The following is a 25,259-nucleotide window of genomic DNA, read 5'->3' as shown; positions in this document are numbered from 1 at the left end:
CATGACTGCCATCCAGACTGAAACTGTTGCTGTACCTCCCCCCACCACTGTGGAGCACGTCCTCACGCTGGACTGCTCCGAATCGCCCGGTATCGTGCATGCCGTTTCCGGCTTCCTGCTGGAGCACGGCTGCGACATCATCGACAACCAGCAGTTCGGCGAGCGCAGCGAAGGCCACTTCTTTATGCGGGTGCATTTTGCGTCCGATGGCGATGCCTCCACTGCGAATACGCTGCGGTCCGCTTTCGGTCCTGTTGCGGAGCGGTTCGGGATGCGGTGGCGGCTCGAGCCGCACGGCTCGAAGCGGCGGGTGCTGATCATGGTGTCCAAGTTCGGGCACTGCCTTAACGATCTGCTGTTCCGGGCGCGCATCGGCGAACTGCCGGTGGACGTGGTGGCCGTGGTCTCCAACCACACCGACCACCAGACATTGGTGGAGTGGCACGGGATCCCGTTCTTCCACGTGCCGGTTACCCCTGGCACCAAGCCCGAGGCTGAGGCCCGGCTCCTGGAGCTGGTGGACGAGTTCGATGTGGAACTCGTGGTCCTGGCCCGGTACATGCAGGTGCTCAGCGACAACCTGACCCGCAAGCTGGACGGGAAGGCGATCAACATCCACCACTCGTTCCTGCCCAGCTTCAAGGGCGCCAAGCCGTACCACCAGGCCTACGCCCGCGGTGTGAAGACCGTCGGCGCCACCGCGCACTACGTGAACAGCGAGCTGGATGAGGGGCCAATCATCTCGCAGCAGACCGTTGAGGTGGACCACACGTACGGGCCCGAGGACCTGGTGGCCGCCGGCCGCGACACCGAGTGCAAGGCCTTGTCCAACGCGGTCCGCTGGCATTGCGAGGGCCGGGTGATCCTGCAGGGAAACCGGACGGTGGTGCTCCGGTAGGCGGCCGGCATCGGTCCTGCCGGTATTCGGCAAGTCCGGACTTTCGGCCCTGATGGCAGGGCAGCAAGACGCATGATGATGTTCTGAGGATCCTTCCGCACGGGGCGGCCACGATCAAGAAGTGGCCGGGGAGGGCGTCACATCGATGAAAGCGTCTTCATGGATACACCAGCAATACCCGTGGATGAGGTTCCATTCCCGGCGGTGCCCATCCGGGTCTTCATCCTCAATGACCACGAACTGGTTCGGCAGGGGCTGAGGGAGCTGCTCGAGGAGGAAGGGCTGGACGTCGCTGGCGAAAGCGGATCAGCTGCTGAAGCCACCCGGCTGATTGCCCTCCTGAAACCGGATATCGCGGTGCTGGACGACAGGCTGCCGGACGGTACGGGCATTGAGGTATGCCGCGACCTTCGCTCCACCGCCCCGCACGTAAGGTGCCTGATCCTGACGGGCCGGGATAAACACCATGCTGTGCGGGCCGCGGTACTGGCTGGTGCAGCAGGGTACCTGCTCAAGCAGATCGGCGACAACAATGTCCTGGTGACTGGTATCCGCACCGCTGCGACCGGTCACCCGGTACTGGCGCCGGAGGTCAGGGAAAGAGTGGCTGAAAGCCTTTCTGCAACTGCCGGCGCCCCCTGGCTGGAGGCAATGACAACGCAGGAGCGGACGGTGTTCGCGTTCATGGCCCGGGGTTTGACCAACGGGCAGATCGGGCAGGATCTGGTGCTCCCCGAGGAGGCAGTGGCTGGCTGTGTCTCCTCCGTGCTGGAGAAGCTCGGCTTCCGGCTTTCGAGCCGGCTGTCACCGGCAGTAATCCCGGGATCCGGCGGATGGCTGCGGTGACGAACGCACCGTCAGGCCGTCGGCGCCGTCCAGGTGACGCTTGTGCCCTCACCGGGGGTGCTGTCGATGACGCAGGTCCCGCCCAGCCCCGAGGCGCGGGTCTTCATGTTGGCCAAACCGCTGACGCGTTGGGGGTCTTCGAAGCCGCACCCGTTGTCGCGGACAGTCAGAACCACCTCGTCCTCCTGCGCGGCAAGCAGGACTTGGATGTCCTCCGATCCTGAGTGACGGACAGCATTGCTGACGCTTTCCTGCAGCACCGGCAGCAGTTGCTCGGCCACTTCGTCACCCACGGCTTCGTCCACGGGCCCTGAGAGCTGGATCCTGGGGAGGACACCGGCAGCGCCGGCAGCCTCCTGGACAGCGCGGATGATGCGGCCGCTGAGAAGTTCCTGATCGGGGCCCCGGGCCTGGAGCGAGTAGATCGTGTCGCGAAGCTGGCGGATGCAGCCGTCCAGCTCCTCGGTGACGCTGTCCACCCGCCCGTGGCAGACGGGATCCGAGGTGTAGCGGCGCAGGCCCTGGATACTCAATCCGGCCGCGAACAGCCGTTGTATAACAAGATCGTGCAGGTCCCTCGCGATCCGCTCCCGGTCGATAAACAGCGCATGCTCTTCCCGCAGCTGGTTGGCCCGCAGAAGATCCAGCGTCAGCCCTATCCGGGACGCAAAGACTGTACTGGACTCGACATCCACCTCCGTATAGTGCGTCCCGCCCGCAGCCCTCGCCAGGATCAGGACACTGTCGCGCTGCCCGTCATTGTTGTTCCCCAGAGCGGCCAGCAGGACCGGCCCAAGCTTGTCGGCCGACGCCGCGTCGAACACCTGGCGCGGGTCCGTCAGGATCGTTGTTCTCCCTGTCGCCAGCACGTCAGCCACAACACTGCCGGCAGGCAGTTCCTGCCCGCCCGGCAACGATTGGACGCCCACCGACGCCCTGCACCGTATGCTTCCGTCCCCCGCAACCGATGCAATGAGTGACAGTGCCGACGCGGACGCGTGCAGTGCCCGTTCAGCGATGAGGTCCAGGTTTTCCGTGTCGGACCGGGGTTGCGATTTCAGGCTGTCGCTGACTTCCATGCCCGCTTCCAGCCAGCGCTGGCGGCGGTTGCTGTCCTCGAACAACCGGGCGTTCTGGATGGCCATGCCGGCGGCAGCGGCGAGGGCTACCGCCAGGTCTTCGTCCTCGGCCGTGAAATCCAGGCCGCCAATTTTCTCCGTCAGGTACAGGTTTCCGAAGACCTCGTCCCGGACCCGGACGGGGACGCCGAGGAAGGTCTTCATGGGCGGGTGGCTGGGCGGAAAGCCGACCGCTATCGCATGTTCGCCCAGATCATGGAGGCGGAGCGGTTTTGGTTCGCGGATCAGATGCCCCAGGACGCCATGGCCCGTGGGAAGGTCACCGATGAGGCGGGTCCCTTCTTCGTCGATGCCGACGGTGATGAAGTGACTGAGCCGCTGGTCATTGCCGATGACGCCCAGAGCCCCGTACTGTGCTCCTACGAGTTCGCACGCCGACTGGACCACCCGGTCCAGCACTGCCTCCAGGCTCAGGTCCTCCGTCAGCGAGACGACGGCACCGAGCAGCCCCTCCACATGTTCCTGGGTTCTTACGAGTTCATCGGCCCGGTCCACGAACTCCCTCAGAAGTTCCCGCGTCCGCCGCCTGATCGGTTCACGCCACATGAGAAAACACCCCAATAATTGACCACATCATCCACGGGCTTCTTCGCCCCTGGATTCGATATATGTGACAGCCCCCAGCGTCTCTCTCCAATCATGCTAACAAGGCACGTCCCGGGACGGCCTAACGGTTACGGCCAGTGTCTCTGCAGCCCGGCGAGCAGATCTATGGGGCACGCAGCCGGGCAAGGCGGGCTGCGAGGTGCAGGGCGGGCAGCCTTCCCGTGCCGCGGGGATCGCCGCCGCACAGGGAAAAGATACGCTGCAGCCGCTGGTGCATGGATTGCCGCTCCACGTGGAGTTCCCGCGCGGCCTGCGCCGTATTGCAGCCCGAGTCCAGCCATACCCGCAGCGTCTCAACCAGCTGTGAGCGGCGCTGGGCATCGTATTCGAGGACAGCCCCCAGCTGCTGGCGCACGAAGTCCTCACGCCTGGCGTCGTCCAGGGAATGGAATGCGAGCCGTTCGACGGCAAATGCTTCGGCGTCCAGCGCCCCTCCCGAGGTGCCGTGGCCGCCGTCGTCCGGGCCGTTCCCGCCAGCCAGGGCCAGGGTCAGCCGGGCTTCGGTCAATGACCAGGGTGCGTTGGAAATGCCTGCCGCCACCGGACCTACAGCGCTGACCGATCGATCCGTTGAAGCCAGGGACCGAAGCCCGTCGACGACGGCGTTCCTGTCGTCCTGGACGTTGTCATTGTGCAGGACTGCCAAGGCGAGCAGCTCCGCGTTGTCTGCATAGCTGACGCTGTGCTGCCCCACCCGGTCCAGCAGATGCTCCACGTTGCTGCGGGTCTGGCGCGAACCGCCGGAACGGACGACGACGGCCACCAGCTGGGCGTTCGCTGCAATCCCGGCGGCGGGGGCAAGCTGCTGGAGCCTCCAGCTTTGCGTCCCCGAATCGATGGCACGGATGAGCGCCGCACCTGCCATTTCCTTGAGGCCGGGAGGCATCCGCTGGAGCAGCGCCAGGGAAATGATGTCCACCGACCGGTACCCTGCAATTCTTGCCAGATTCATGTCACCGCCAGCCGGGACGGAGAGCGTGAGCCGGGCCGACGGAATGCCGCGAACGGAGACATCAATGTGGATATCGCTGATGTTGTCCCGCCCTGCCTCACCGAAGGTTGCGGACCGGGACGGCCCGTCCGGCTCGGCGGGCAGGGCGCTGGCCAGGGTGATCCCTGTCGTCGAGGTCAGCGCAACTTCGGCACCGGTCGCAGCGGCGAGCACACCCAGGACACGGTCAAGGCTGCCACCATGGGCCAGCTCGACGGCCATGGCATGGCTGGTCTGGTCTGCCTGCTGCAGATGGGCAGCGGATTCACTGACCAGCAGTGAGTTGATCGCCTCCATCACGCTGATGAAGGGCACCCGCTTTCGCAGCTCCACCAAGGGAAGGCCCGCGGCTTCGGCTGCCGCGATCATCGACGACGGAATGGAAGCCAGGTCAGTGCCCGTCTCGATGGCGAGAGCCGCAACACCTCGTTCCGCCAGTTCCCGGACATACCCGGTGCGCCGCTCATCCGTTTCCGCGGCGAGGGCCTGGCCGCCGGTGAGCAGCAGTTCACCGCCGCCGAGCAGTTGGGCGATATCCAAAACCTCGCTGGAGTGGATCCAGCGGAGCTGGGTGTCGGCGGCCACCGCTGCGGCCGCCCGAATGACCGGCTCCGCCGGCATGAGCGTGGGATGCGCCAGAACATCCCGTAAACGTATGGACACGACACTCCGTCATGCAGAAGGAAAAATTTCGCTACAGATACTATATAGGACTTGTGGGCTGGGACACATAATCTTGAGATATCCCCATTTCCCTCAACGAAGAGGCACCCATGCAACACCAAACTTCAGCCGCAGGAGCCGGGCAGTCCGCGCCCGCCGAAGACTGCGAAGCCTGGCTCCAGCCGATTCCCGAATCCCAGCGCACGCACAAAGTGTCCGGCCAGTTCTGGATCTGGGCAGGCGCCAACCTCGCGCCCATCAACTGGGTGCTCGGCGCCCTCGGAATCCACCTGGGGCTGGGTTTCGCCGACACCGTCATCGTGCTGGTGCTGGGCAACCTGATCGGCATGCTGCTCTTCGGCTGCTTCGTCCTGCTGGGCCAGAAGACCGGAGCCACGGGCATGGTCCTGGCCCGGGCAGCCTTCGGGCGCCGCGGCAATTACCTCCCGGCGTCCATCCAGGCGCTCCTGGTGATCGGCTGGTGCGCGGTCAACACCTGGATCATCCTGGATCTGGTCATGGCGCTCTTCGGAACGCTCGGCTGGGTGGATCCCACGGCGCAGAACTACGCCTGGAAGATCGGCGTCGCCACGGCCATCATGGCCACCCAGGTAGCTATCGCCTGGTTCGGCTACAGGGCGATTGCCGCCTTCGAAAAGTGGACCGTCCCGCCAACCATCATTATCCTTGCCGTCATGTCCGCCGTGGCCTGGTTCGGCATGAAGATCGACTGGGGCTACGCCGGCCCGGCGGGCAACATCCTGGAAGGATCCGAGCGGATCGCGGCCATGAGCGCCGTCATGACCGCCATCGGCATCGGCTGGGGCATCACCTGGTTCACGTACGCAGCGGACTACTCCCGGTTCGTCAGCACAGAGGTACCCAAGAAGAAGGTCTACCTGGCCTCCGTCCTCGGGCAGTTCATCCCGGTGGTCTGGCTCGGTGTCCTGGGCGCCAGCCTGGCAACCAACAGCGGTGAAATCGACCCCGGCAAGCTCATTGTCCAGAACTTCGGCGTCCTCGCGCTGCCGGTGCTCCTGATGGTGCTGCACGGCCCCATCGCCACCAACATCCTGAACATCTACACCTTCTCGGTGGCCACCCAGTCGCTGGACATCACCATCAGCCGCCGCAAGCTCAACCTGTTCGTCGGCGTCTTCTCGCTCATCGCCGTCGTCTTCTTCATCTTCCAGGAGGACTTCGCGGCGGTCCTGGACGCCTGGCTCATCGGCCTGGTCGCCTGGGTGGCAGCCTGGGGCGGCGTCATGCTGGTGCACTACTTCTGGATCGAAAAGCGCTGGCCGGGTAACCCCGCAAGGCTGTTCGACGCCGTCGGCACCAAGCGGCTTCCCGGCGTCAACTGGGCAGGCGTCACCTCCCTTCTGGTCGGCATCTTCGCCACGTGGCTGTTCATGTACGGGCTCGTTCCCGCCATGCAGGGGCCCGTCGCCGTGGCCCTGGGCGGCTGGGATCTGTCCTGGCTGGCCGGCGGACTGGCGAGTGCCACCAGCTATGTCATCCTCGGGCCGAAGGTGCACCGCAAGTTTCTCGAATCCGTCCCGGCTGCAGGCAGCGACGTCCAGCCATCCCCGGTCCTAACCGGAATCCCCGCACAGCCCGCAGCCCCGGCCAGCCTCTAACTCTAGGAACACCTGACATGACCCTTGAAGCATTCCCGGACTCGGCCCACCCGATCACCTGGCCGGAGGGCAAGCAGGCAGCAGCGTCCTTCACGTTCGACGTCGACGCCGAATCCTGCACCATCGCCCACGATCCCAAGAGCACCAGCCGCATGTCCCTGATGACCCACCAGTCCTACGGGCCCAAGGTCGCCGTCCCGCGGCTGCTGCAGATCCTCCAGCGGCAGGACATCCGCGCCACCTTCTTCATCCCCGGCTTTACGGCCGAGTGCTACCCGGACACCGTCCGCCGCATCGTGGATGCCGGGCACGAGGTGGCGCACCACGGCTACCTGCACGAGCCCATGCAGGGGATCGACGCCGGGACGGAGGCGCGCTACATCGACCGCGGGCTGGAGGCGCTGGCCAAGGTGGCCGGGGTTGAGCCGGTGGGCTACCGGGCACCCTGGTGGGAGCTGAACTGGCACTCGCCGGCGCTGCTGGCGGACCGCGGCTTCCTCTACGATTCCAGCCTGCTCGACGGCGATGCCCCCTACCGCTTCAGCGTCGCCCCGGACGACTCCCGGGACCTCGTGGAGATCCCGGTGGACTGGGCGCTGGACGACTGGGAGCAGTACGCGTTCTACCCGGGTGTGACCGGCAGCGGCGTCATCGAGAGCCCGGCGAAGGTGCTGGAGATGTGGACGCTTGAGGCCGAGGCGCACCATGCGCAGGGAAGCTGCTTCGTCCTCACCAATCATCCGTTTATCTCCGGCCGGCCTTCGAAAGCCGTTGCGCTGGAGCGCCTGATGGAACGGGTCAAGGCGATGGACGGCATGTGGGTCACCACCATGGAGGAGATCGCGGAGCACACCCGCAGGACTGTCCAGGAAGTCCACACCCACGCCCGGATCCAGGTGCCCTCCTTCCCGGACACCGGGGCGACGTTCACACCGTCGGCAGTGCGGGAATCCCGGCCGGCCGTCGCCGGCTGATCAGCATTCCAGCCAGTGGCAGGAGTGGCGCCGTCCCCCGGAGGACGGCGCCGCTCCTGCCGTTTTTAATCGGCTCGCTGCCGGAGCGTAACCGCCTGCCCTGACCACGCGTCTACGCTTTGTCGGAGCCAAGGACTACACTGAACTAATCGAACATATATTCGAATTAGGGTGTGTTGTGGGCGTTATTGTCGGTCCCCGCGTGATAGACGCGGGCGCCTCGTTATTCTCGGTGCTGATCTCGCCGGTGCCCGTCGCCGCGGGGTTTCCGTCTCCGGCGCAGGACTACTTCGACGGCCGGATCGATCTCAACGCACACCTCATCAAGGACATCACCAGCACGTATGTAGTCCGAGTGACGGGCGACTCGATGGAAGGTGCGGGCATCAGCGACGGCGATGAGCTCATCGTCAACAGGGCGCTGGAGCCCAAAGACGGGTGCGTCGTCGTCGCTGTCCTTGACGGGGAGCTCACCGTCAAACGCCTGCGCCTCACTGGCAGCGGTGTGGTGCTGCAGGCAGAGAACCCGCGGTATCCGGATATTCGGGTCCCGGCACTCTCCGAACTGACCATCTGGGGCGTGGCCACACGTTGCCTGCACCATGTCTAGGCCCGCCCTGATGCGGCAGATGCCGCAGATTGCCCACGTGGATGTGAACTGCTTTTACGCCTCGGCCGAGCGCGCCTTCGACCCTTCCCTTGAGGGCCGGCCGCTGGTGGTGCTTTCCAACAACGACGGCTGCGCTGTCACCCGCTCCCCCGAAGCGAAAGCCCTGGGCATTGCCACCGGCGAGCCATGGTTCAAGCTTGCACCCCGCGCGAAGGAATGGGGGCTGGTGGCCAAGTCCAGCAACTACGAGCTCTATGGCGACATCAGCGCCCGGGTGATGGAGCTGCTCGGCAGGTACTCGGCATGGCTGGAGGTCTACAGCATCGATGAAGCCTTCCTGGGCGTGAAGGGTGAGCCGGAACAGCTGCTGGCACTGGGCAGGACCATGAAGGACGCCGTCCGCCGCAACGTGGGCGTCCCGGTCTGTGTTGGCATAGCGCCCACCAAAACCCTGGCAAAGCTGTGCAACAAGTGGGCCAAAAACAATCCCGCATTCGCCGGCGTCTGCCACTGGGAGAGCGTGCCCGAACCCGTCCGGGAGCAACTGCTCGGACGGCTGTCCGTGGAGGAGATCTGGGGCATCGCCGGCCGCCTGGCAAAACGCCTGAACGCCATCGGCATCCACACCGTCCTGGACCTCACCCGGGCCAATCCAGTAGCTGTCCGCGACAAATTCTCGGTGGTCATGATGCGCACTGTCCTGGAACTCAATGGCACGCCGTGCATTCCCATGGAGGAGGAACGCATGGGACGGGACCAGCTCATCTTCTCCCGATCCTTCTCCACCCCGGTGACCACAGCCGCCGGCCTGCGGGAGGTCCTGAGCATCTACGGCCAGCAGGCCAGCGCCCGGCTCGCCAAACACGGACTGCAGGCAAAAGTCCTCACCGCCTTCGCTGCCACGTCTCCCTTCCGGCAGCATGAACAGGCCTATCCGTCCGTGTGCGTATCGCTTCCCATGCCCACGGCGGATCCGCTCCTGCTCACCAGGGCGGCACACGCGCTGCTGCCGGCCATCCGGGACGGACTCCAGTACGCCAAGGCCGGGCTTATGCTCACGGACCTGAGGCCCACAGGCAACCAGTCCCCACTGGAGCTGTTCGAGAACCCGCACGAGGAACGCGGCATCGGTCCGCTCCTGGAGGACATCAGCCGGCGCTACGGGCGCGGCTCCATCGGACTGGGCCATGCGGGCATCAAGTCCGGCGTCGACTGGAGCATGAAACGGACCATGCGCTCGCCCCGCTACACCACCCACTGGGACGAGCTGCCCCTGGTCAAGGCTGCCTGACGACGAAGAGCATCCCTTCGCGCTGGAGAGTCGGCGAAGGGATGCTCTTCACGGCCGGGCTGTGGCCTGGCGGAGTTACCTCACAGCGTCAACGACAGCGTTTGCTTCCGCAACAGAGTTTGCGTCCAGAACAGAGTTTGCGTCCAGAACAGCGTTCCTGTCCACAACAGAGTGGGCAGCCACGGCAGGAACAGGTGCCGGGCGGGCGGCAGGCTCTCGCAGGGCAGAGGCCTGGAGGAGAGGTTCCGGCGCTGCGGCAGCATGGGCGGCGAGCACGCCGGTCTGGTGCCTGATCTTCAGCCGATAGAGCAGTGCACCGCCGCCGGTGACCGCACCGACGAACAGGACACCGCCCCACTGCAGGTACCACTCGAACGGGGGCACGGAGTTGTAGATCTCCGGGCGGGGCCAGACGAGGTTCAGCGTCATGGCGCCGCCCCACAGCACCGCCGCGATGTTCACCGGCAGCCCCCACTTGCCCAGGCTGAAGCCCGGCTCGGTGCCGTCATCCGCGAGGGGCCACTTTTTCTGGAACCGCTTGCGGAGCAGGGGAACGGTGACCAGCAGGTAGGACAGGTAGATCAGGACAATGCTGATGCTGGACAGGATGGTGAAAATTGCGGGCTGCGAGACGTTGACGATCAGCGGAATGATGGCGATGAGCCCGATGACGATGGCCGCCACGGTGGGCGTCTTCCGCTCGGGATGCACCTTGCTGAGCTGGCGGCTGAAAGGCAGGTTATTGTCCCGGGCCATGGCGAACATCATGCGGATGGCGGCAGCGTGAACGGCCAAGGTACAGACGGTCACGGCCACCACAATGCACACCAGGAATGCTTTGCCGAAGGGCCCTCCCAGCACGGAGAGCACGATGTACTGCAGGCCGCCGTCGGCGGCGCCCAGCTTGGGATCGTTGAGGTCGGGGGCGGCAAGGAGTCCGCCAAGGAGAATCAGGCCGCCGAGGATGAAGGACGCCGAGATTGCACGGAGGATGGCCTTGGGGGCTGTCTTTTTGGGGTCCTTGGTCTCCTCGCCGAGGGAACTGGCGGTGTCAAAGCCGTACATGACGTAACCGGAAGCCATCGCGCCGATGAGGAATACCCCAAAGAAGCCAAGGTCGTGGTCCACGCCGTAGCCCGCGGTACTGAAAAGGACTTCCGGACCCCGCACCACATGCCAGGCAAGGGCCAGGATGAGGAGCACGGCGGCGGCGAGTTCCACGAAGACTCCGATGCTGTTGATTTTGGTCATCAGCTTCACGCCGAAGGCGTTGATCAGGGTGGAGATGGAGATCATGATGCTGGCGAGCAGCACGCCGTTGAGGGCGAAATCGTAGGTGCCGGTGCCGTCGCCGATGACCTGGAAACCGGACCAGATCTGGGGCAGGGTCAGCTGCAGGGCAAGGGCCACGGCTCCGAGCGCCACGATCGAGGAGATGAGCAGCAGCCAGCCGGCCAGCCAGGAGAAGGTGCCGGACGAGAGCCGCTTGGCCCAGTTGTAGACCGAACCGGCTACCGGATAGCGGCCTGCAAGCTCGGCGAAGCAGAGCGCCACCATAAGCTGGCCGGCGAAAACGATAGGCCAGGACCAGGCGTAGGCGGGTCCGGCCATGGAGAAGCCAAAGTAAAACAGTTGAAAAACGCCGGTGAGGATGGAGATGTAGCTGACACCGGCCGCGAAACTGGCGAATTTGCCGATGCTGCGGTCCAGGGTCTGGGCATAGCCAAACTCGTCCATACCGCTTGAATCAGTACTCTTGCTGGGTTCCAACATTCGAACTCCTAGGTCAGAAAAGCACGATGGTGATGGCCCGCGGCCGCCATTGGACGCAGGTAATATCGACCGCCGGGCGCCGCGCCTGCGGCGCCCGGCCATTTCCCCCATTGCTGTTGCTAGCCGGCGGTCCCCACCCCGGCGCCGTCGGCAGGTGCGCCGAACCAGCCGCTGGGTGCGGGCTGGATGTTCTGCCAGATGTGTTTTGCCTCGCGGTATTCGTTGAGGCCCGCGCTGCCGAGTTCCCGGCCAATTCCCGACTTCCCGAAACCGCCCCACTCCGCCTGCGGTACGTACGGGTGGTAGTCATTGATCCACACTGTTCCGTGCCGCAGGCCGGCTGCGACCCGCTGCGCCTTCGACGCATCGGACGTCCAGACCGCCCCCGCCAGGCCGTACTCTGTGTCGTTGGCTATGGCAACGGCCTCTGCCTCGGTCCGGAACGTCTCGACAGTCAGCACCGGCCCGAAGGATTCCTCCCGCAGCACGCTCATACCGGATCGGCAGTTGCCCAGCACGGTGGGCGGGTAGAAGAAGCCGTCAGAGAGCGTCCCGTCGTCAGGGATGTAGCCGCCGCACAAGAGTTCGGCGCCCTCCGCGATCCCGCCCTGGACGTAGGCGTGGACCTGGTCGCGGTGCTTGGCGGAAATCAGCGGACCTGTTTCTGCGTCCGGATCAAAAGGCCCGCCCATCCGGATCTTTTTCGCCCGTTCCACCACCTCGGCGACGAAACGTTCGGCAATGGCCTCCTCGACGACGAGCCGCGCCCCTGCCGAGCAGACCTGGCCGGAATGCAGGAAGACTGCCGTCAGGGCATTGTCGACGGCGGCGTCCCAGTCCGCGTCAGAGAAGACGACGTTGGGGTTCTTCCCGCCGAGCTCAAAAGCGACTCGTTTCACTGTCTCGGCCGCGGCAGCCATGATGGTCTGCCCTGTGGCCAGGCTTCCGGTCAGGGAGACGAGGTCGACGCGCGGGTCAGAACTGAGTGGGCCTCCCACCCTGGACCCGGATCCCGTAACCAGGTTTGCCACACCGGCGGGAACGCCGGCTTCGGCGAGGGTTTCCATGAGCAGGATGGAGGTCGACGGCGTCAGCTCACTGGGCTTGAGCACGAACGAATTTCCCGCAACGAGTGCCGGCGCCACTTTCCACGCCGCCTGCAGGAGCGGGTAGTTCCAGGGTGCGATGAGGGCACAGACGCCGAGCGGTTCGTACACCACCCGGCTGATGGCGTTCGGCCGGCCCGTATCGATCACCCGGCCGGCATCAAGGCCGGCGATCTTTCCGTAGTAGCGGAAGCAGGAGGCAATGTCGTCAATGTCGTACTCGGCCTCGACGAGGCGCTTGCCCGTATCCAGTGCCTCGGCGCGGGCGTAAGCTGCCTTGTCCCGCTCAAGCAGGCCGGCGATACGAAGCAGCACCTCGCCCCGCTCGATGTCGGTCATCCGGCGCCACGGCCCGCCGTCGAACGCTGCCCGGGCACTGGCGATCGCGCGCTCCGCGTCCTCGACCGTGGACGAGGAGACAACCGCCACCTCGCGTCGGTCTGCGGGACAGTGCACATCTGTTGTGCCGCCGTCGGACGCCTGGTGCCAGGCGCCGTCGATGTACAGACCTTTGACGGTGCCCTGCACTTCCCCGGCCTGCTGGACTTGCTCAACGGTGGCGGTCATGGTTTCTCCTTCTCGACTGCATCAATCATGCCTAGGCCGTTGCCGCAGGGGCAGCAGAACCGGCACCATTACGTTCCAGCGGGCTGACGCCGTGCCGGTAGAACTCAGCATGCCGGGGAGCCAGTGGCGCCTTCCCCGCAATCAGGTCAGCAGCTTTTTCGGCAAGCATCATGACGGGCGCATAGATGTTGCCGTTGGTGACGTACGGCATGGCCGAAGCGTCCACTACCCGCAGCCCCTGGGTGCCGTGGACCGACATGTCGAGCGGGTTCACCACGGCCATCGGGTCGGACTCCGGGCCCATCTTGGCCGTGCAGGACGGGTGCAGTGCGGTTTCGGCGTCCCTGGCCACCCAGTCCAGGATCTCCGCGTCGGTACGGACGCTTTGCCCGGGCGAAAGTTCCCCGCCGTTGAACGGCGTCATCGCGGACTGGCCCAGGATATCGCGGGCCACGTGGACCGCCTCGACCCACTCACGCCGGTCCTGCTCTGTGGAGAGGTAGTTGAAGAGCATGGACGGGTGGACGGTGGGGTCGGTGGACTTGATCTTCAGGGTGCCGCGGGCATCGGAGTACATAGGGCCGATGTGCACCTGGTAGCCGTGCTTGGCGTCCGCCTTCTGGCCGTCGTAGCGGACTGCCACGGGCAGGAAGTGGAACATCAGGTTGGGGTAGGCCACGTCCTCGTTGGAGCGGACGAACCCGCCGCCCTCGAAGTGGTTGGTGGCGGCAGGGCCCTTGCGTCCGAGCAGCCACTGCAGGCCGATGAGGGGGTAGCGCCACAGGTCCAGGTTGGGCTGCATGGAGACCGGCTGGGTGCAGGCGTGCTGGATGTAGACCTCCAGGTGGTCCTGCAGGTTTTCGCCGACGCCGGGCAGGTTGGCCACGGTGTTGATGCCCAGCGAATTCAGGTGCCCGGCATCGCCCACGCCGCTGAGCTGCAGCAGCTGCGGGGTGTTGATGGCCCCGCCTGACAGGATGACCTCGCCGGCGTTGACCACGTGGGTCTGGCCGTTGCGGCGGTAGGTGACGCCCGTGGCCACATTGCCCTTGAAATTGACCTTGCTAACCATCGCCCGGGTCAGGACAGTAAGGTTTTTCCGCGAGGAGTTGGGGCGGATGTGTGCTCGGGACGCCGAAAGGCGCTGGCCCTTGTGAACGTTGCGGTCAAAGGCCGCGAAGCCCTCCTGGCGGTAGCCATTGACGTCGTCGGTGAGGGGGTAGCCGGCTTCCTGGGCGGCTTTGAAGAACGCCTGGAAGAGCGGGTTGGAGGCCGGGCCGCGCTCGAGGACAAGCGGCCCGTCGTGTCCGCGCAGCTCATCGTCGGGATCCGCTGCGAGGGCATTTTCCATCTTGTTGAAGTACGGAAGGCAGTGGGCGAAGTCCCAGGTCTCCATGCCGGCGTCGGCGCCCCAACGCTCGTAGTCGAGCGGGTTGCCGCGCTGGAAGATCATGCCGTTGATGGAGCTGGAGCCGCCCAGGACCTTGCCGCGGGCGTGCGCCACCCGGCGTCCCCCCATGTGCGGTTCAGGATCGGACTGGTACCGCCAGTCATAGAGGGGATTGCCGCTGGGGAACGTCAGGGCGGCCGGCATCTGGATGAAAAGGTCCCACGGGTAGTCGCTCCGGCCGGCTTCAAGAACCAGGACGCTGCTCTGGCCTCCTTCGCTCAGCCGGTTGGCGAGCACGGAACCCGCGCTTCCGCCGCCGACGATGACGTAGTCGTAGTGGTTTGTTGTCATGCTGCAAACTCTCCTTCTACCTGGTGCCGGTCAGAGTGGCCCAGGGCGGGTCGTCGTTCTTTCGAAAGCGAAAGGTTGACCGTGTCAGCCGGAGAATCCGAGGCATCCCCTGGTGTGGCGTAGGTCATACCCAAGGACAGTAATGCCTATTGAACACCTGTTCAATAGAAAACTGGACAAACGTTCAAAATTTACGACGGCGAAACCTTACGCCCGTAGCGGGGCACGGGAATTCGAGCCCACCGCTCGCATGTGTCGCGGTTCCGTCCGAATATGACAGGCGCGTACCGGTGCCAGGGCAAGCACCATGGGCTTCCGGCGGTGTCGCGTGCCGGCGAAGTGGTGGCTGCCACGCCGGGAAGTGGTGGCTGCTATGCGGCGAAGGCGATTTCTTCAGTGCGGGCGATGCTCCGCCGAATGGATTCTTTGTCCACGCCAAGGAGCGCGGTCAGCCACATTCCGTTCTGCAGGACCACGATGTCAGCAGCCCGCTCCCTGCATTCCTTGGCGGACAGCTCCGGCTTGGCGTTCCCGATCAGGGCCGCGAGCCCGTCCAGGTAGCGGTCGAACGCCGCCGCATTGATCAGCGCGAAATCTTCGTCCGCCTTCGCGAGCGCCCACAGATGAAGGCGCAGCGACAGATAGCGGGTCGTCAAGAGTTCCGGGCCCGCAACACGGCGGAGTGCGTTCCGGAGCTGCTCGTCCGCGGGCAGGGCGGGGTCCGGCGCAACCAGAGCGAGGTCGTGTTTGTCGACGCTGTGCAGTGCCGCGCGGATCAGGCTCGATTTGTCCTCGTAGTAGTAGTTCACCAGGCCGAGGGCCACTCCCGCCTCGCGCGCCACTGCGCGCATGCTGACACCGGAGATCCCATAGCGCGACAGCAGTTCGAGCGCTGCTTCAAGAATGCGCGACTGCCTGTCGAGCTGCACGCCCTGTTCGCGGGAGTTCACGGTGCCTGTATCCACCCGGCCAGCCTATGGTGAAAGCGATGCCGGTGCACCCCGGCCGAGCGAAGCGGCTGCAGTCAGCATCAGCCAGCAGCCCGGGCGGCAGGTCAGGACCGGGCTTCGGCGAGGTCCTTGAGTTTAGCCAGGGCCACGGGCCACGCTTCATTCAGCATGTCCGCCCAATCGTCCTCGCTCTCAAGCTCGACCTCCACTGTGGTCACCCCGTCCGATTCAGTGAAGGAATAGTTTTCGTGGGCGCCGATGAATTCCTTTGCTGCATCGCTGGTCCTGTCATCCTCACCGCGGACGATCTGGCCGAGATACCGCAGGGAGATGAACTCATGCGGCCTGCTTTCCTCAACTATTGCGATCATCCCTCCCACGGATCCTTCCTCCTCAGGGCCGAGGAAACGAATCTCGCTGCCCTGGTTCCAGTCGCCCTCGTAGTAGGAACCCGTCTCGTTGAAGGCACTCGTCCATTCCCGGTACGTGGCATCATCGAGCATCGTCGCCCAGACGGTTTGGGCTGGAGCGTTAATACGCACCTCAAATCTCAGCTTTTCCATGCCTGATGGTACGTCCGCTGCAGTGTCCGGAAACAGACCCAGTTTCCGGCAACCCCCGGGTATCGCAGACACTCTTCGCCCCGCCCTTGAAAAAGACGTCCCGCGACGTTTCTTGTCGCTGCGCTACGCCCCGTTGCGCGTTCGCTACGCCGCGTGAACGCCTGCTACAGCAACGATTGTGGCGCCGCGGGGCTCTTCGTAGTCTCATCTCAGCATCCGCCCCAGCAAAGGAAATCCAGTGACAGACGCCTCGAACAAGAGCCCCAGGGCACGGCAGGACCAGCAAAGTTCCACCCGCATCGTGGCCGGTCGGTCCGCTGCACCACAACGCCCCCTCGGCTTGAAGATCGCCATCGCTGCCGGCATCCTGGCGCTCATTGGCGGGGGCGCCGCCGTCGCCTCCGCCGTCAACAGCGGCACCCCGGCAACGGTCCAGGGCGCCGCACCTGCCGGAAACCCAGCCGCCGAACTGAAGCTCGGCTACTTCGGCAACGTGACCCACGCCCCCGCCCTCGTCGGCGTCAGCCAGGGCTACATCGCCGATGAACTCGGGGACACCAAGCTGACCACCCAGGTGTTCAACGCCGGCCCCGCCGCCATCGAGGCCTTGAACGCCGGCGCCATCGACGCCACCTACATCGGCCCGAACCCCGCCATCAACTCGTTCGTCAAGAGCGGCGGGGAGTCCGTAAACATCATCGCCGGCGCGGCCGCCGGCGGCGCCCAGCTGGTGGTCAAGCCGGAGATCAACTCCGCGGCGGACCTCAAGGGCAAGACGCTGGCGTCCCCGCAGCTTGGCGGCACGCAGGATGTCGCCCTCCGGGCCTGGCTCGCCTCCCAGGGCTACAAGACCAACGTGGACGGCAGCGGCGACGTCGCCATCAACCCCACTGAAAACGCGCAGACCCTGAAGCTGTTCCAGGACGGAAAGCTCGACGGCGCGTGGCTGCCCGAGCCGTGGGCCTCACGTTTGGTGCTGACCGCCGGCGCCAAGGTGCTGGTGGACGAAAAGGACCTGTGGGACGACTCGCTCTCCGGCAAGCCCGGTGAGTTTCCCACCACCATTCTGATCGTGAACCAGAAGTTCGCGGCCGACCACCCGGACACTGTGAAGGCTCTGCTGAAGGGGCACGTGAAGTCTGTTGAGTGGCTGAACAAGGCGGCCGACGGCGAGAAAGCTTCCGTCATCAACGCGGCACTGAAGGAAGCCGCCGGCGCCGAGCTGAAGGCAGACGTTATCGACAGGTCACTGAAAAACATCGTGTTTACCGTGGACCCCCTCGCGGGGACCTATGAAAAGCTCCTGGCCGACGGTGTTGCTGCCGGCACCACCAAGCAGGCCGACATCAATGGGCTTTTCGACCTGGCGGCACTGAATGACGTAACGGGAGACAAGACGTCGGCCGCGGGGCTTGGCAAGGAGTAGGCGCAACCGGTTTCAGGTCCCCGCCGAAACGCTCCCGCAGTTTCTGCATCAGCACTCCAAGAAGAAGCCCATCCCGGGCTATCCGGGAAGGGCTTTCTTCTTGTCCAGGTTCAGGCCGAACCACTACTCAGTCGCCACCACCGCCCCCGCCGCCGTCAGCGCCACCGTCAGCACCGCCGCCATCCCCATCAGTGCCGCCACGTTCGTCAGAAGATGCAGACGCACCCCCTACGGCCACACCTGAGTCATCGTGGCCTCCGCCGGTCCGGGCGGACGCAGAACCCCTGGGGGCCCGGCGGCGGCGCTGCGAGATGACGCCTGAAACGAATAACACCACGGCCAGCGCTGCCACCCCGATGAAGAAAGCCAGCATCCTCATTTCGCCTTCGTCCATATCAGAATCCGTTCTTAAAGTTCAGCGTGAGGAACAACCCCCGATCCAAGGTTTGCACATGGCCCCTTTCACCAGCACTCCGGCATTGGTTTCCACAAACCGCAAATGTCCAATACGGTCACGCCAAGGAACGCTCGGCGACCGCCATACGTGCGACTGTGCGAGCATGCGGAAAGCTAGCATGAGAACTCGCCCTTGTATCTACAGAGACCTCGGGAGGCCAGCATAATCAGGAAATCGGCGGCAATCTCGATGCTCGCGCTGGCGGTGAGTCTTACTCTCCTGATAAGCGGCGGATTCGCGTTTTGGAATGCCGGGATAGTTGCCGACGAGAATAACTTGACGACAAACTTCACACCTTTCCTTTGGATTCCATTCGGGGCGGGACTCATTTGGTTCGTGATCAGCCTCCCTGGTTCCTAGGGACGGTTAGCACCACACCACGGCTTAGAAGTAAGCGTTAGAGGATGGGCATGCGAGACACCAGGTACTGCGTCTCGGAGCACGGTCGGGTAAATGCGAACAGAACTCATTGATCAGCGGAATCAGATCAGGCAAAGTCGATGTTCCGACCTACAGGGTGTACTTCTGGGCTGACGACGGCGGAGCTAGAGAAGAGTGGGAGCTTGCAGGAGCAGCCTTTCGCGAGGCACTCCAATGGATACTCACCCAAGCCAAAGGCCCACCCCACAGAATTCAGGGTGTTGCACTCACCACCTGAACTCGCCGCACTTGGGTTATGAGCTGCGGAGCATCAGGTGGGTCCCTTGCCCGTAAGGGATCGCTTACGGAGACGGGGTATAGCTGGGGTTCGCCAGCCTGCCCGCCAAACACTCATCAATAACACTGCGTACCTGGGGCCATTCCTCGCGCCACGGCGTACACGTTGCCTTGTTGCCAGGGCAGCCATTGCCTCAGAAACGCCGCTCACTGCGCGAAGTCCTCGCGATAAGCCCCCATACCTCCACCCCAGCCGCCAGCGAATATCTCGGGTCTTCCGATGGCTGTGAATAGAGCCGGGAGGTCATTCTCGATCAGCTCGCGAAGAACGACGACGGTGCCTTCAAGGCGCTCCTGAGGATCGGGACGGGAAGGAGCCATGCTTCTCATCATGTCAGCTGGGGATCCGAAACCGGGATCCCGCGTCACCGGGCCGTACCGGATGTCGTCCTAAACACGGCAGCAACAGACACAGTCCCGGGGGCAGGGAAACAGGTGCCCCGCCCACACCTGCTTTGGAAGAATTCAGGTATCAGCGCGACGGATACTTGATATCAAAAAGCTCGTCTTCCCCAAATATATGAAGTGCCTCACAGTAGTTACAGGACCTGCAACAACCAGTACCGCAGCCAGTAACCAGAAGGACTTCAACGTGGAAACTCCGCTCTCCCATCTTGCCCACCTCGAGATCACCACTCCGGACGTCGAAGCCTCGGCCCGGTTCTACGAGGAAAAGTTCGGCATGCGCATCATTGACCGCGTGGCCGGCAACGTCTACCTGCGCTGCTGGGGCGACTACTACCGCTACAGCCTCGTAATCACCGAAGGACCGGAAGCATCCCTGGGCCGGATGGCATGGCGCACCAACTCCCAGGCCGCCCTAGAAGCCGCCGCCGAGCGCGTCGAAGCAACCGGCGTGCAGGGAACCTGGACGCCCGGGGGCCACGGCTTCGGCAAGGCCTACGAATTCACCGGCCCCTACGGCCACCCCATGCGCCTCTTCTATGAAGTTGAGAAGTTCGTCGCAGAGCCCGGCTTCGAGTCCACCTACCCGGACCGGCCGGAGCGCCGCAGCAGCCACGCCGCCGCACCCCGCTTCCTGGACCACGTCACTGTCGCCTGTTCCGATGTCCGCGGCTTCGCCAAGTGGTACAACGAGGCCCTGGGCTTCCGCGTCATGGCGTTCGTGGACCTGGACGAGGCACCCATCACCGTGTTCTCTGTGCTGACCACGAACGAGAAGTCCCACGACCTTGGCGTGGTCCTGGACACCTCCAGCCGCGCCGGCCGTGTCAACCACATCGCCTTCTGGGTGGACGCCACCGAGGACCTGCTCCGTACCGCAGACGTCATGATGGAAAACGGGACCCCGATGGAGTACGGCCCCTCCATCCACGGTGTGGGGGAACAGAACTTCCTCTACTTCCGTGACCCCTCAGGCCTACGCGTTGAACTGAACTCCGGCGGCTACCGCAACTACGTCCCGGACTGGGACGCCAACACCTGGAAGCCGTCCCTGGGCTCGAACAACTTCTACAAGAACGGCGCGATGCCGCACTCCATGACCGAATCCTTCCCCCCGGCCGAAGGCTTCACCGCCACCGAAGAAGGCGCCTCCGCCGAGATGAAGGAAGCCCTGCTTAACCCCTACGCCAAGCAGGGACGGGGCTAGAAAGATATGCCTGAAGCAACATATGCCCTGGTCCGCTTCCAGGAGGCCGGGGACAGTAAAGCCCGGGCAGGCCTGCTGGTGGGTGATCGCGTCCTGCCGCTGGACGGTGACATCAACTCCCTGATCGAGCACTGGGCAACCACCGAGGCACAGCTGGACAGCCTGGCCGCCTCTGCAGGTGGGGACAGCGGCCTGGCGCTGGCCGACGTCGAAATCCTCGCCCCGGTGGAACCCGCCCAGGTCCTGCAAACCGGCGCGAACTACCGCAAGCACGTGATCGACCTCGCCGCAGCCCACCGCGAACCCGGCGAGGACGAAGAGGAAGTACGCGCCAGGACGGCTGCCATGATGGACAAGCGGGCAGGCCAGGGAACGCCATACTTCTTCATCGGGCTCCCGACGGCGATCGCGTCCGCCACGGACGACCTCACGCTCCCGTCCTACAGCAAGTCCCACGACTGGGAGCTGGAAGTGGCTGCAGTCATCGGGAAGACCGCATTCCGCGTCACCCCCGAGGAAGCCCTGGACTACGTCTTCGGGTACACCATGGTCAACGACATCACTACCCGCGAATACGTCTTCCGGAAGGACATGCCGGCCATCGGCTCGGACTGGTACCGGGCCAAGAACGCCCCCGGCTTCCTGCCCACCGGACCGCTGCTGGTGCCTGCCAAATTCTTTGGCGACCCGCAGGACGTCCAGGTAACGCTGAAGCTCAACGGCAAGGCCATGCAGGACGAGTCCACATCAGACATGATCTTCGGCGTCGCCAAGCTCGTCAGCGAAGCCTCCCAGATCATGCCGCTCCGGCCCGGCGACCTGGTCCTCACCGGAAGCCCGGCCGGCAACGGCCAGCACTGGGGCCGGCTGCTCCAGGACGGCGACGTCATGGAAGGCACCATCACCGGACTGGGAACACAGCTCATCCACTGCAAGGACGAAACCACAAGTGAAGGTGTCCAGTGACCACCCAGGACACAGCACCAACCGGCACCGGGGAATCAACCGATTCCCCGGTCATCCGGCGTGAGGACCCACTGGGCAGCATCCGAACCATGGCCAAGGCCCACAACAACTGGGGCCGCTGGGGCCAGGACGACGTCCTCGGGACCCTGAACTACATTGACGCCGCCAAGCGCATCGAGGCCGCAGCCCTGGTAAAGACTGGTGAGGCCTTCTCACTGTCGCAGCCGTTCGACACGAATGGCCCGCAGAAGGGCTGGCGCCGGCGCACCAATCCCGTCCACACCATGACGGACACCGGCGTGGACGCCGAACGCGGCAACCAGGGTTTCCCGCACGGCTTCGGCGGTGCGGACGACGTGATCGCCATGCCGCTGCAGTGCTCCACGCAGTGGGACGGGCTGGGGCACATCTTCGACCAGGGCAAGGCCTGGAACGGCAGGGCCGCCGGCGACGTGGTCACTTCCGAGGGTGACCTGGTCACCGGCATCGAGACCGCTGCGGCAAAGATCGTCACCCGTGGCGTCCTGCTGGACGTCGGCCGCGCGCTGGGCCCCGAACTGGGACGGAACGACGGCGAGCTGCCGGATGGTTTCGCGATCACCCCCGAACACCTCGAGCGCACCATCGCACTGCAGGGCCCCAGCTCAAAGGTGAGCAGAGGCGACATCGTCGTCATCCGCACCGGCCAGCACACCCGCGTCCGGCGTGAGGGCTGGGGCGACTACGCCGGCGGCGCAGCCCCCGGCCTCTCGTTCACCACCGCGCCTTGGCTCCATGAAACCGAAATCGCCGGGATCGCCACCGACACCTGGGGTTTCGAAGTGCGTCCCAACGAATTCGACGCCGCCTTCCAGCCCCTCCACCAGATCGCCATCCCCAACCTCGGACTGTTCCTGGGCGAGATGTGGGACCCGGACGGCCTCGCGGAAGCGTGCGCAGCGGACGGCAAGTACGACTTCCTGCTCACCGCCGCCCCGCTTCCCATCACCGGCGCCGTCGGATCGCCCGTCAACCCGATCGCCGTCCGATAATTTCAGTTGAAACAGCAACAAAACCACCAGCAGTAACGCCGTCAATACAAAGGAGTCAGCGATGGCAGCAGTACAGAACGTCGGAATCGTCGGGGCCGGAGCCGCGGGACTGACCGCAGGCATCCTCCTGGCCGACGCCGGAATCAAGGTGGAAATCCTCGAGAGGGCGGAAGCACCGCAGACCCTTGGCTCCGGCATCACCCTGCAGGGCAACGCCCTGCGGGTCCTCCGCCAGCTCGGGGTGTGGGAGCAGGTCGAGGCGAAGGGCTACGGGTTCAGCACCCTGGGCCTGCGCGCCCCGGACCCCGCCGGCACCGTCATCGCCGTCCTGGAAGACATCCGGACCGGCGGCGACGAACTCCCCGCCACGATGGGCATGTACCGCCCCGACCTCACTGCCATCCTCCGCGAGCGGGCAGAGCAGGCAGGCGCCCGGATCAGCTACGGCAAGGCGGTCGCAGGCATAACGGACGACGGCGGGTCCGTCACCGTAAGCACCGCCGACGGCGGCAGCGCCACCTATGACCTCCTGATCGGCGCGGATGGACTGCACTCTGCCGTCCGCAAGGCCATCGGCATCGAGGTTGAACCCGAGGCCACCGGCATGGGCATCTGGCGTGCCTTCGTGGAGCGCCCCCAGGAGGTGGTCCGCACGGACCTCACCTACGGCGGCCCCTGCTTCATCGCCGGCTACTGCCCCACCGGCCCTGACACCATCTACGCCTACCTGGTGGAGAAGGCACAGGAGCGCAAGCACGAGGACGGCCCCCGCATTATGGCTGAACTCGCCGCGGCCTACGGCGGCCCCTGGAACGAGATCCGGGAGAACCTGGACTACAGTGCCCGCATCAACTACACCTGGTTCACCACGCACCTCGTGGACGGGCCTTGGAACCGCGGCCGCAGCGTCATCATCGGCGACGCCGCACACAGCTGCCCGCCCACGATTGCGCAGGGTGCTGCCATGGCGATGGAGGACGCGGCTGTGCTGGCCGAACTCCTGATCGTTGCCGACGACGTTACCGAGACGCTCTGGAAAGAGTTCACCGACCGCCGCCTGGACAGGGCAAAGGCAGTTGTCGACGCGTCCGTGCAGTTGGGCCAGTGGATGCTCGACGGTGTCCGGGATGCCAACGTGCCCGGCCTCATGCATTCAATCTCCACCCTGGTGAAGGAACCGGCATGAGCGTGCGCACCACTGACATGCAAACACCCACCGTGGACGTCCACGCCCATGTCCTGCTTCCGGCCCTGCAGCAGCTTGTGGCGGAGGCTGATCCCGAGGGCTTCGGCGCCCAGCAGGCACTGGAAGTGCGCCGCAACGGCCCGGAATCGATGGCAGCTTCGGGCCGGATGATCAAGGAGCGCTGGCCGCAGCTGACGGACCTGGACCGCCGGCTCGCGGACATGGATGCGCAAGGCGTGGATGTGCAGCTGGTTTCGCCGTCGCCGTCGCACTTCTATTACTTTGCCGGCGAAGAGCTGGCCCTTCAGGTAGCGAAGGCCGCCAATCAGGCGGTCCGGGAGTTTGTGGACCGCGCCCCCGAGCGGCTTAACGGGCTGGGCCTGGTCCCGCTGCAGCATCCCGCCTTGATGGTGGAGGCGCTGGAGCACGCGGTGCTGGAGTGCGGGCTGCTCGGCGTCGAAATTGGCTCGTTTGCCGCCACTCCGGAAGATCCGGTACGCAGCACCGTCGAACTTTCCGATCCCCGCCTGGAACCGTTTTGGAACCGGGCCGAGGAGCTGGGCGCGGTGGTGTTCCTGCACCCCTTCGGCTGCTCGCTGGATGAGCGGCTGGACCGGTTCTACCTCGCCAATACGGTGTCCCAGCCAGCCGAGAACGCCGTTGCCCTGTCCCACCTGATTTTCAGCGGCGTCCTGGACCGGCACCCGGACCTCAAGGTGCTGGCCGCCCACGGCGGGGGCTACCTGCCCACCACGCTGGGCCGCTCGGACCGCGCCTGGAAGGTCCGGCCGGAGGCACATGGCTGCGCCGCGCCGCCGTCGTCATACCTGACGAAGCTGTACTTCGATTCTCTGGTGCACAGCGCCGCCGAACTCCGTGCCCTGGTGGCTTCCGCCGGTCCGGAGCAGGTGCTGCTCGGCTCGGACTACCCGTTCGACATGGGCTCCGACGTCCCTGTGGACGAGGTGAAGGCTGCCGGGCTGTCTGTCGGGGACGAGGCTCAGGTCTTGGGCGGCAACGCACGCACCCTGGGGATCACCGCCGCTTCAGTCCCCGCCCGCCGCACAGCCTGAGGAGATATTCATGGTCAAGATTGCCCGTTGGAATCACGACGGCGGAACGCGGTCAGGCTTCGTTGAAGACGGCGCCTGCTACCCCCTCCCCGAAGGCCAGGGTGTCCAGACCCTGCTGGATGCCGGCCTCGAGGAGACACTGGCCGCGGCCCGGAAAGCCATCGGTTCTGTGGCCGCTGTTCCGCTGGCGGATGTGCAGCTGCTCGCACCGCTGGCGCCCGCCACCATCCGGGACTTCGTGGCGTTCGAGGAACACGTTGAAGGCGTGCGGAAGAGCATCGACGGCGTGGCCGGCGTGGTGACCGAATGGTACGAGGCGCCCACGTTCTACTTCACCAACCCGCACACCGTGACAGGCACCGGCGAGGTGATCGGCATTCCGGCAGGCTGCACGGACCTGGACTTTGAAACGGAAGTGGCCGCCGTCGTCGGC

21 protein-coding genes are annotated in these 25,259 nt (G+C 65.0%); 13 read left to right on the top strand and 8 right to left on the bottom strand.

The genetic code is table 11. From position 1 onward, the window contains the following. Position 1 precedes the first annotated feature (1 nt). Together purU and CXX84_RS11975 are read left to right on the top strand one after the other, a co-directional pair. The gene (gene purU / locus CXX84_RS11980) at positions 2-898 is read left to right on the top strand and encodes a formyltetrahydrofolate deformylase (RefSeq protein ID WP_102976942.1); all 897 of its coding nucleotides are present in this window, start codon (positions 2-4) and stop codon (positions 896-898) included. A gap of 159 nt (positions 899-1,057) precedes the next feature. Then, positions 1,058-1,744: a response regulator gene (locus CXX84_RS11975; protein WP_102976941.1), complete on the top strand. Its 687-nt coding sequence runs from the start codon at positions 1,058-1,060 to the stop codon at positions 1,742-1,744. Positions 1,745-1,755: 11 nt separating this feature from the next. On the opposite strand, the gene CXX84_RS11970 is transcribed toward CXX84_RS11975, so the two are convergent. Further along, the gene (locus tag CXX84_RS11970) at positions 1,756-3,429 is read right to left on the bottom strand and encodes a GAF domain-containing sensor histidine kinase (RefSeq protein ID WP_102976940.1); all 1,674 of its coding nucleotides are present in this window, start codon (positions 3,427-3,429) and stop codon (positions 1,756-1,758) included. A 163-nt stretch (positions 3,430-3,592) separates the two neighbouring features. Beyond that, on the bottom strand, positions 3,593-5,143 hold the full coding sequence (locus tag CXX84_RS11965; RefSeq protein WP_189337578.1) for a PucR family transcriptional regulator: 1,551 nt from the start codon (positions 5,141-5,143) through the stop codon (positions 3,593-3,595). 110 nt (positions 5,144-5,253) lie between these two features. Here CXX84_RS11965 and CXX84_RS11960 point away from each other — a divergent pair, with 110 nt between their 5' ends. From CXX84_RS11960 to CXX84_RS11945, 4 genes are all read left to right on the top strand, one after another. After that, complete coding sequence (locus tag CXX84_RS11960) at positions 5,254-6,783, top strand: purine-cytosine permease family protein (protein ID WP_102976939.1); 1,530 nt, start codon at positions 5,254-5,256, stop codon at positions 6,781-6,783. Positions 6,784-6,800: 17 nt separating this feature from the next. Further along, entirely contained in the window at positions 6,801-7,757 is a 957-nt protein-coding gene (locus tag CXX84_RS11955) for a polysaccharide deacetylase family protein (protein WP_102976938.1), read from the top strand. Positions 7,758-7,935: 178 nt separating this feature from the next. Further along, complete coding sequence (locus CXX84_RS11950; protein ID WP_102976937.1) at positions 7,936-8,367, top strand: LexA family protein; 432 nt, start codon at positions 7,936-7,938, stop codon at positions 8,365-8,367. Positions 8,368-8,377: 10 nt separating this feature from the next. Then, positions 8,378-9,658, top strand: coding sequence for a Y-family DNA polymerase (locus CXX84_RS11945; RefSeq protein ID WP_189337589.1), 1,281 nt, complete (start codon positions 8,378-8,380; stop codon positions 9,656-9,658). Positions 9,659-9,733: 75 nt separating this feature from the next. On the opposite strand, the gene CXX84_RS11940 is transcribed toward CXX84_RS11945, so the two are convergent. From CXX84_RS11940 to CXX84_RS11920, 5 genes are all read right to left on the bottom strand, one after another. After that, positions 9,734-11,431 carry an APC family permease gene (locus CXX84_RS11940; protein WP_102976935.1) on the bottom strand — a complete coding sequence of 566 codons (1,698 nt, stop codon included), beginning with the start codon at positions 11,429-11,431 and terminating at the stop codon, positions 9,734-9,736. A gap of 119 nt (positions 11,432-11,550) precedes the next feature. After that, on the bottom strand, positions 11,551-13,104 hold the full coding sequence (locus CXX84_RS11935; RefSeq protein ID WP_102976934.1) for an aldehyde dehydrogenase family protein: 1,554 nt from the start codon (positions 13,102-13,104) through the stop codon (positions 11,551-11,553). A 31-nt stretch (positions 13,105-13,135) separates the two neighbouring features. Further along, the gene (betA, locus tag CXX84_RS11930; RefSeq protein ID WP_102976933.1) at positions 13,136-14,845 is read right to left on the bottom strand and encodes a choline dehydrogenase; all 1,710 of its coding nucleotides are present in this window, start codon (positions 14,843-14,845) and stop codon (positions 13,136-13,138) included. Between the two features lie 371 nt (positions 14,846-15,216). Beyond that, positions 15,217-15,810: a TetR/AcrR family transcriptional regulator gene (locus CXX84_RS11925; RefSeq protein WP_189337577.1), complete on the bottom strand. Its 594-nt coding sequence runs from the start codon at positions 15,808-15,810 to the stop codon at positions 15,217-15,219. An 89-nt stretch (positions 15,811-15,899) separates the two neighbouring features. Further along, positions 15,900-16,358, bottom strand: coding sequence for an SRPBCC family protein (locus CXX84_RS11920; RefSeq protein ID WP_102976932.1), 459 nt, complete (start codon positions 16,356-16,358; stop codon positions 15,900-15,902). A gap of 238 nt (positions 16,359-16,596) precedes the next feature. On the opposite strand from CXX84_RS11920, the gene CXX84_RS11915 reads away from it, so the two are divergent. Beyond that, positions 16,597-17,784: an ABC transporter substrate-binding protein gene (locus CXX84_RS11915; RefSeq protein ID WP_102976931.1), complete on the top strand. Its 1,188-nt coding sequence runs from the start codon at positions 16,597-16,599 to the stop codon at positions 17,782-17,784. A 127-nt stretch (positions 17,785-17,911) separates the two neighbouring features. On the opposite strand, the gene CXX84_RS11910 is transcribed toward CXX84_RS11915, so the two are convergent. Beyond that, the gene (locus CXX84_RS11910) at positions 17,912-18,178 is read right to left on the bottom strand and encodes a hypothetical protein (RefSeq protein ID WP_102976930.1); all 267 of its coding nucleotides are present in this window, start codon (positions 18,176-18,178) and stop codon (positions 17,912-17,914) included. Between the two features lie 1,372 nt (positions 18,179-19,550). On the opposite strand from CXX84_RS11910, the gene CXX84_RS11895 reads away from it, so the two are divergent. The 6 genes from CXX84_RS11895 to CXX84_RS11870 all read left to right on the top strand — a co-directional run. Next, entirely contained in the window at positions 19,551-20,570 is a 1,020-nt protein-coding gene (locus tag CXX84_RS11895) for a VOC family protein (RefSeq protein WP_102977124.1), read from the top strand. Positions 20,571-20,576: 6 nt separating this feature from the next. Then, positions 20,577-21,536: a fumarylacetoacetate hydrolase family protein gene (locus CXX84_RS11890; RefSeq protein ID WP_102976927.1), complete on the top strand. Its 960-nt coding sequence runs from the start codon at positions 20,577-20,579 to the stop codon at positions 21,534-21,536. After that, the gene (locus tag CXX84_RS11885) at positions 21,533-22,567 is read left to right on the top strand and encodes a cyclase family protein (protein WP_102976926.1); all 1,035 of its coding nucleotides are present in this window, start codon (positions 21,533-21,535) and stop codon (positions 22,565-22,567) included. Before CXX84_RS11890 ends, CXX84_RS11885 begins: the two co-directional genes overlap by 4 nt. Positions 22,568-22,628: 61 nt before the next feature. Beyond that, positions 22,629-23,753 carry an FAD-dependent monooxygenase gene (locus CXX84_RS11880; protein WP_102976925.1) on the top strand — a complete coding sequence of 375 codons (1,125 nt, stop codon included), beginning with the start codon at positions 22,629-22,631 and terminating at the stop codon, positions 23,751-23,753. Next, positions 23,750-24,826: an amidohydrolase family protein gene (locus tag CXX84_RS11875; RefSeq protein WP_223253079.1), complete on the top strand. Its 1,077-nt coding sequence runs from the start codon at positions 23,750-23,752 to the stop codon at positions 24,824-24,826. Before CXX84_RS11880 ends, CXX84_RS11875 begins: the two co-directional genes overlap by 4 nt. A gap of 10 nt (positions 24,827-24,836) precedes the next feature. Beyond that, on the top strand, positions 24,837-25,259 hold a 423-nt coding region (locus tag CXX84_RS11870), incomplete at its 3' end, for a fumarylacetoacetate hydrolase family protein (RefSeq protein WP_146031876.1).

This window comes from Arthrobacter sp. AFG7.2, assembly GCF_002892835.1.
In the GTDB taxonomy this organism is placed as follows: Bacteria; Actinomycetota; Actinomycetes; order Actinomycetales; family Micrococcaceae; genus Arthrobacter.
Note: the sequence above shows the minus strand (reverse complement) of the source record. Positions and strands in the feature narration are given on the sequence as shown.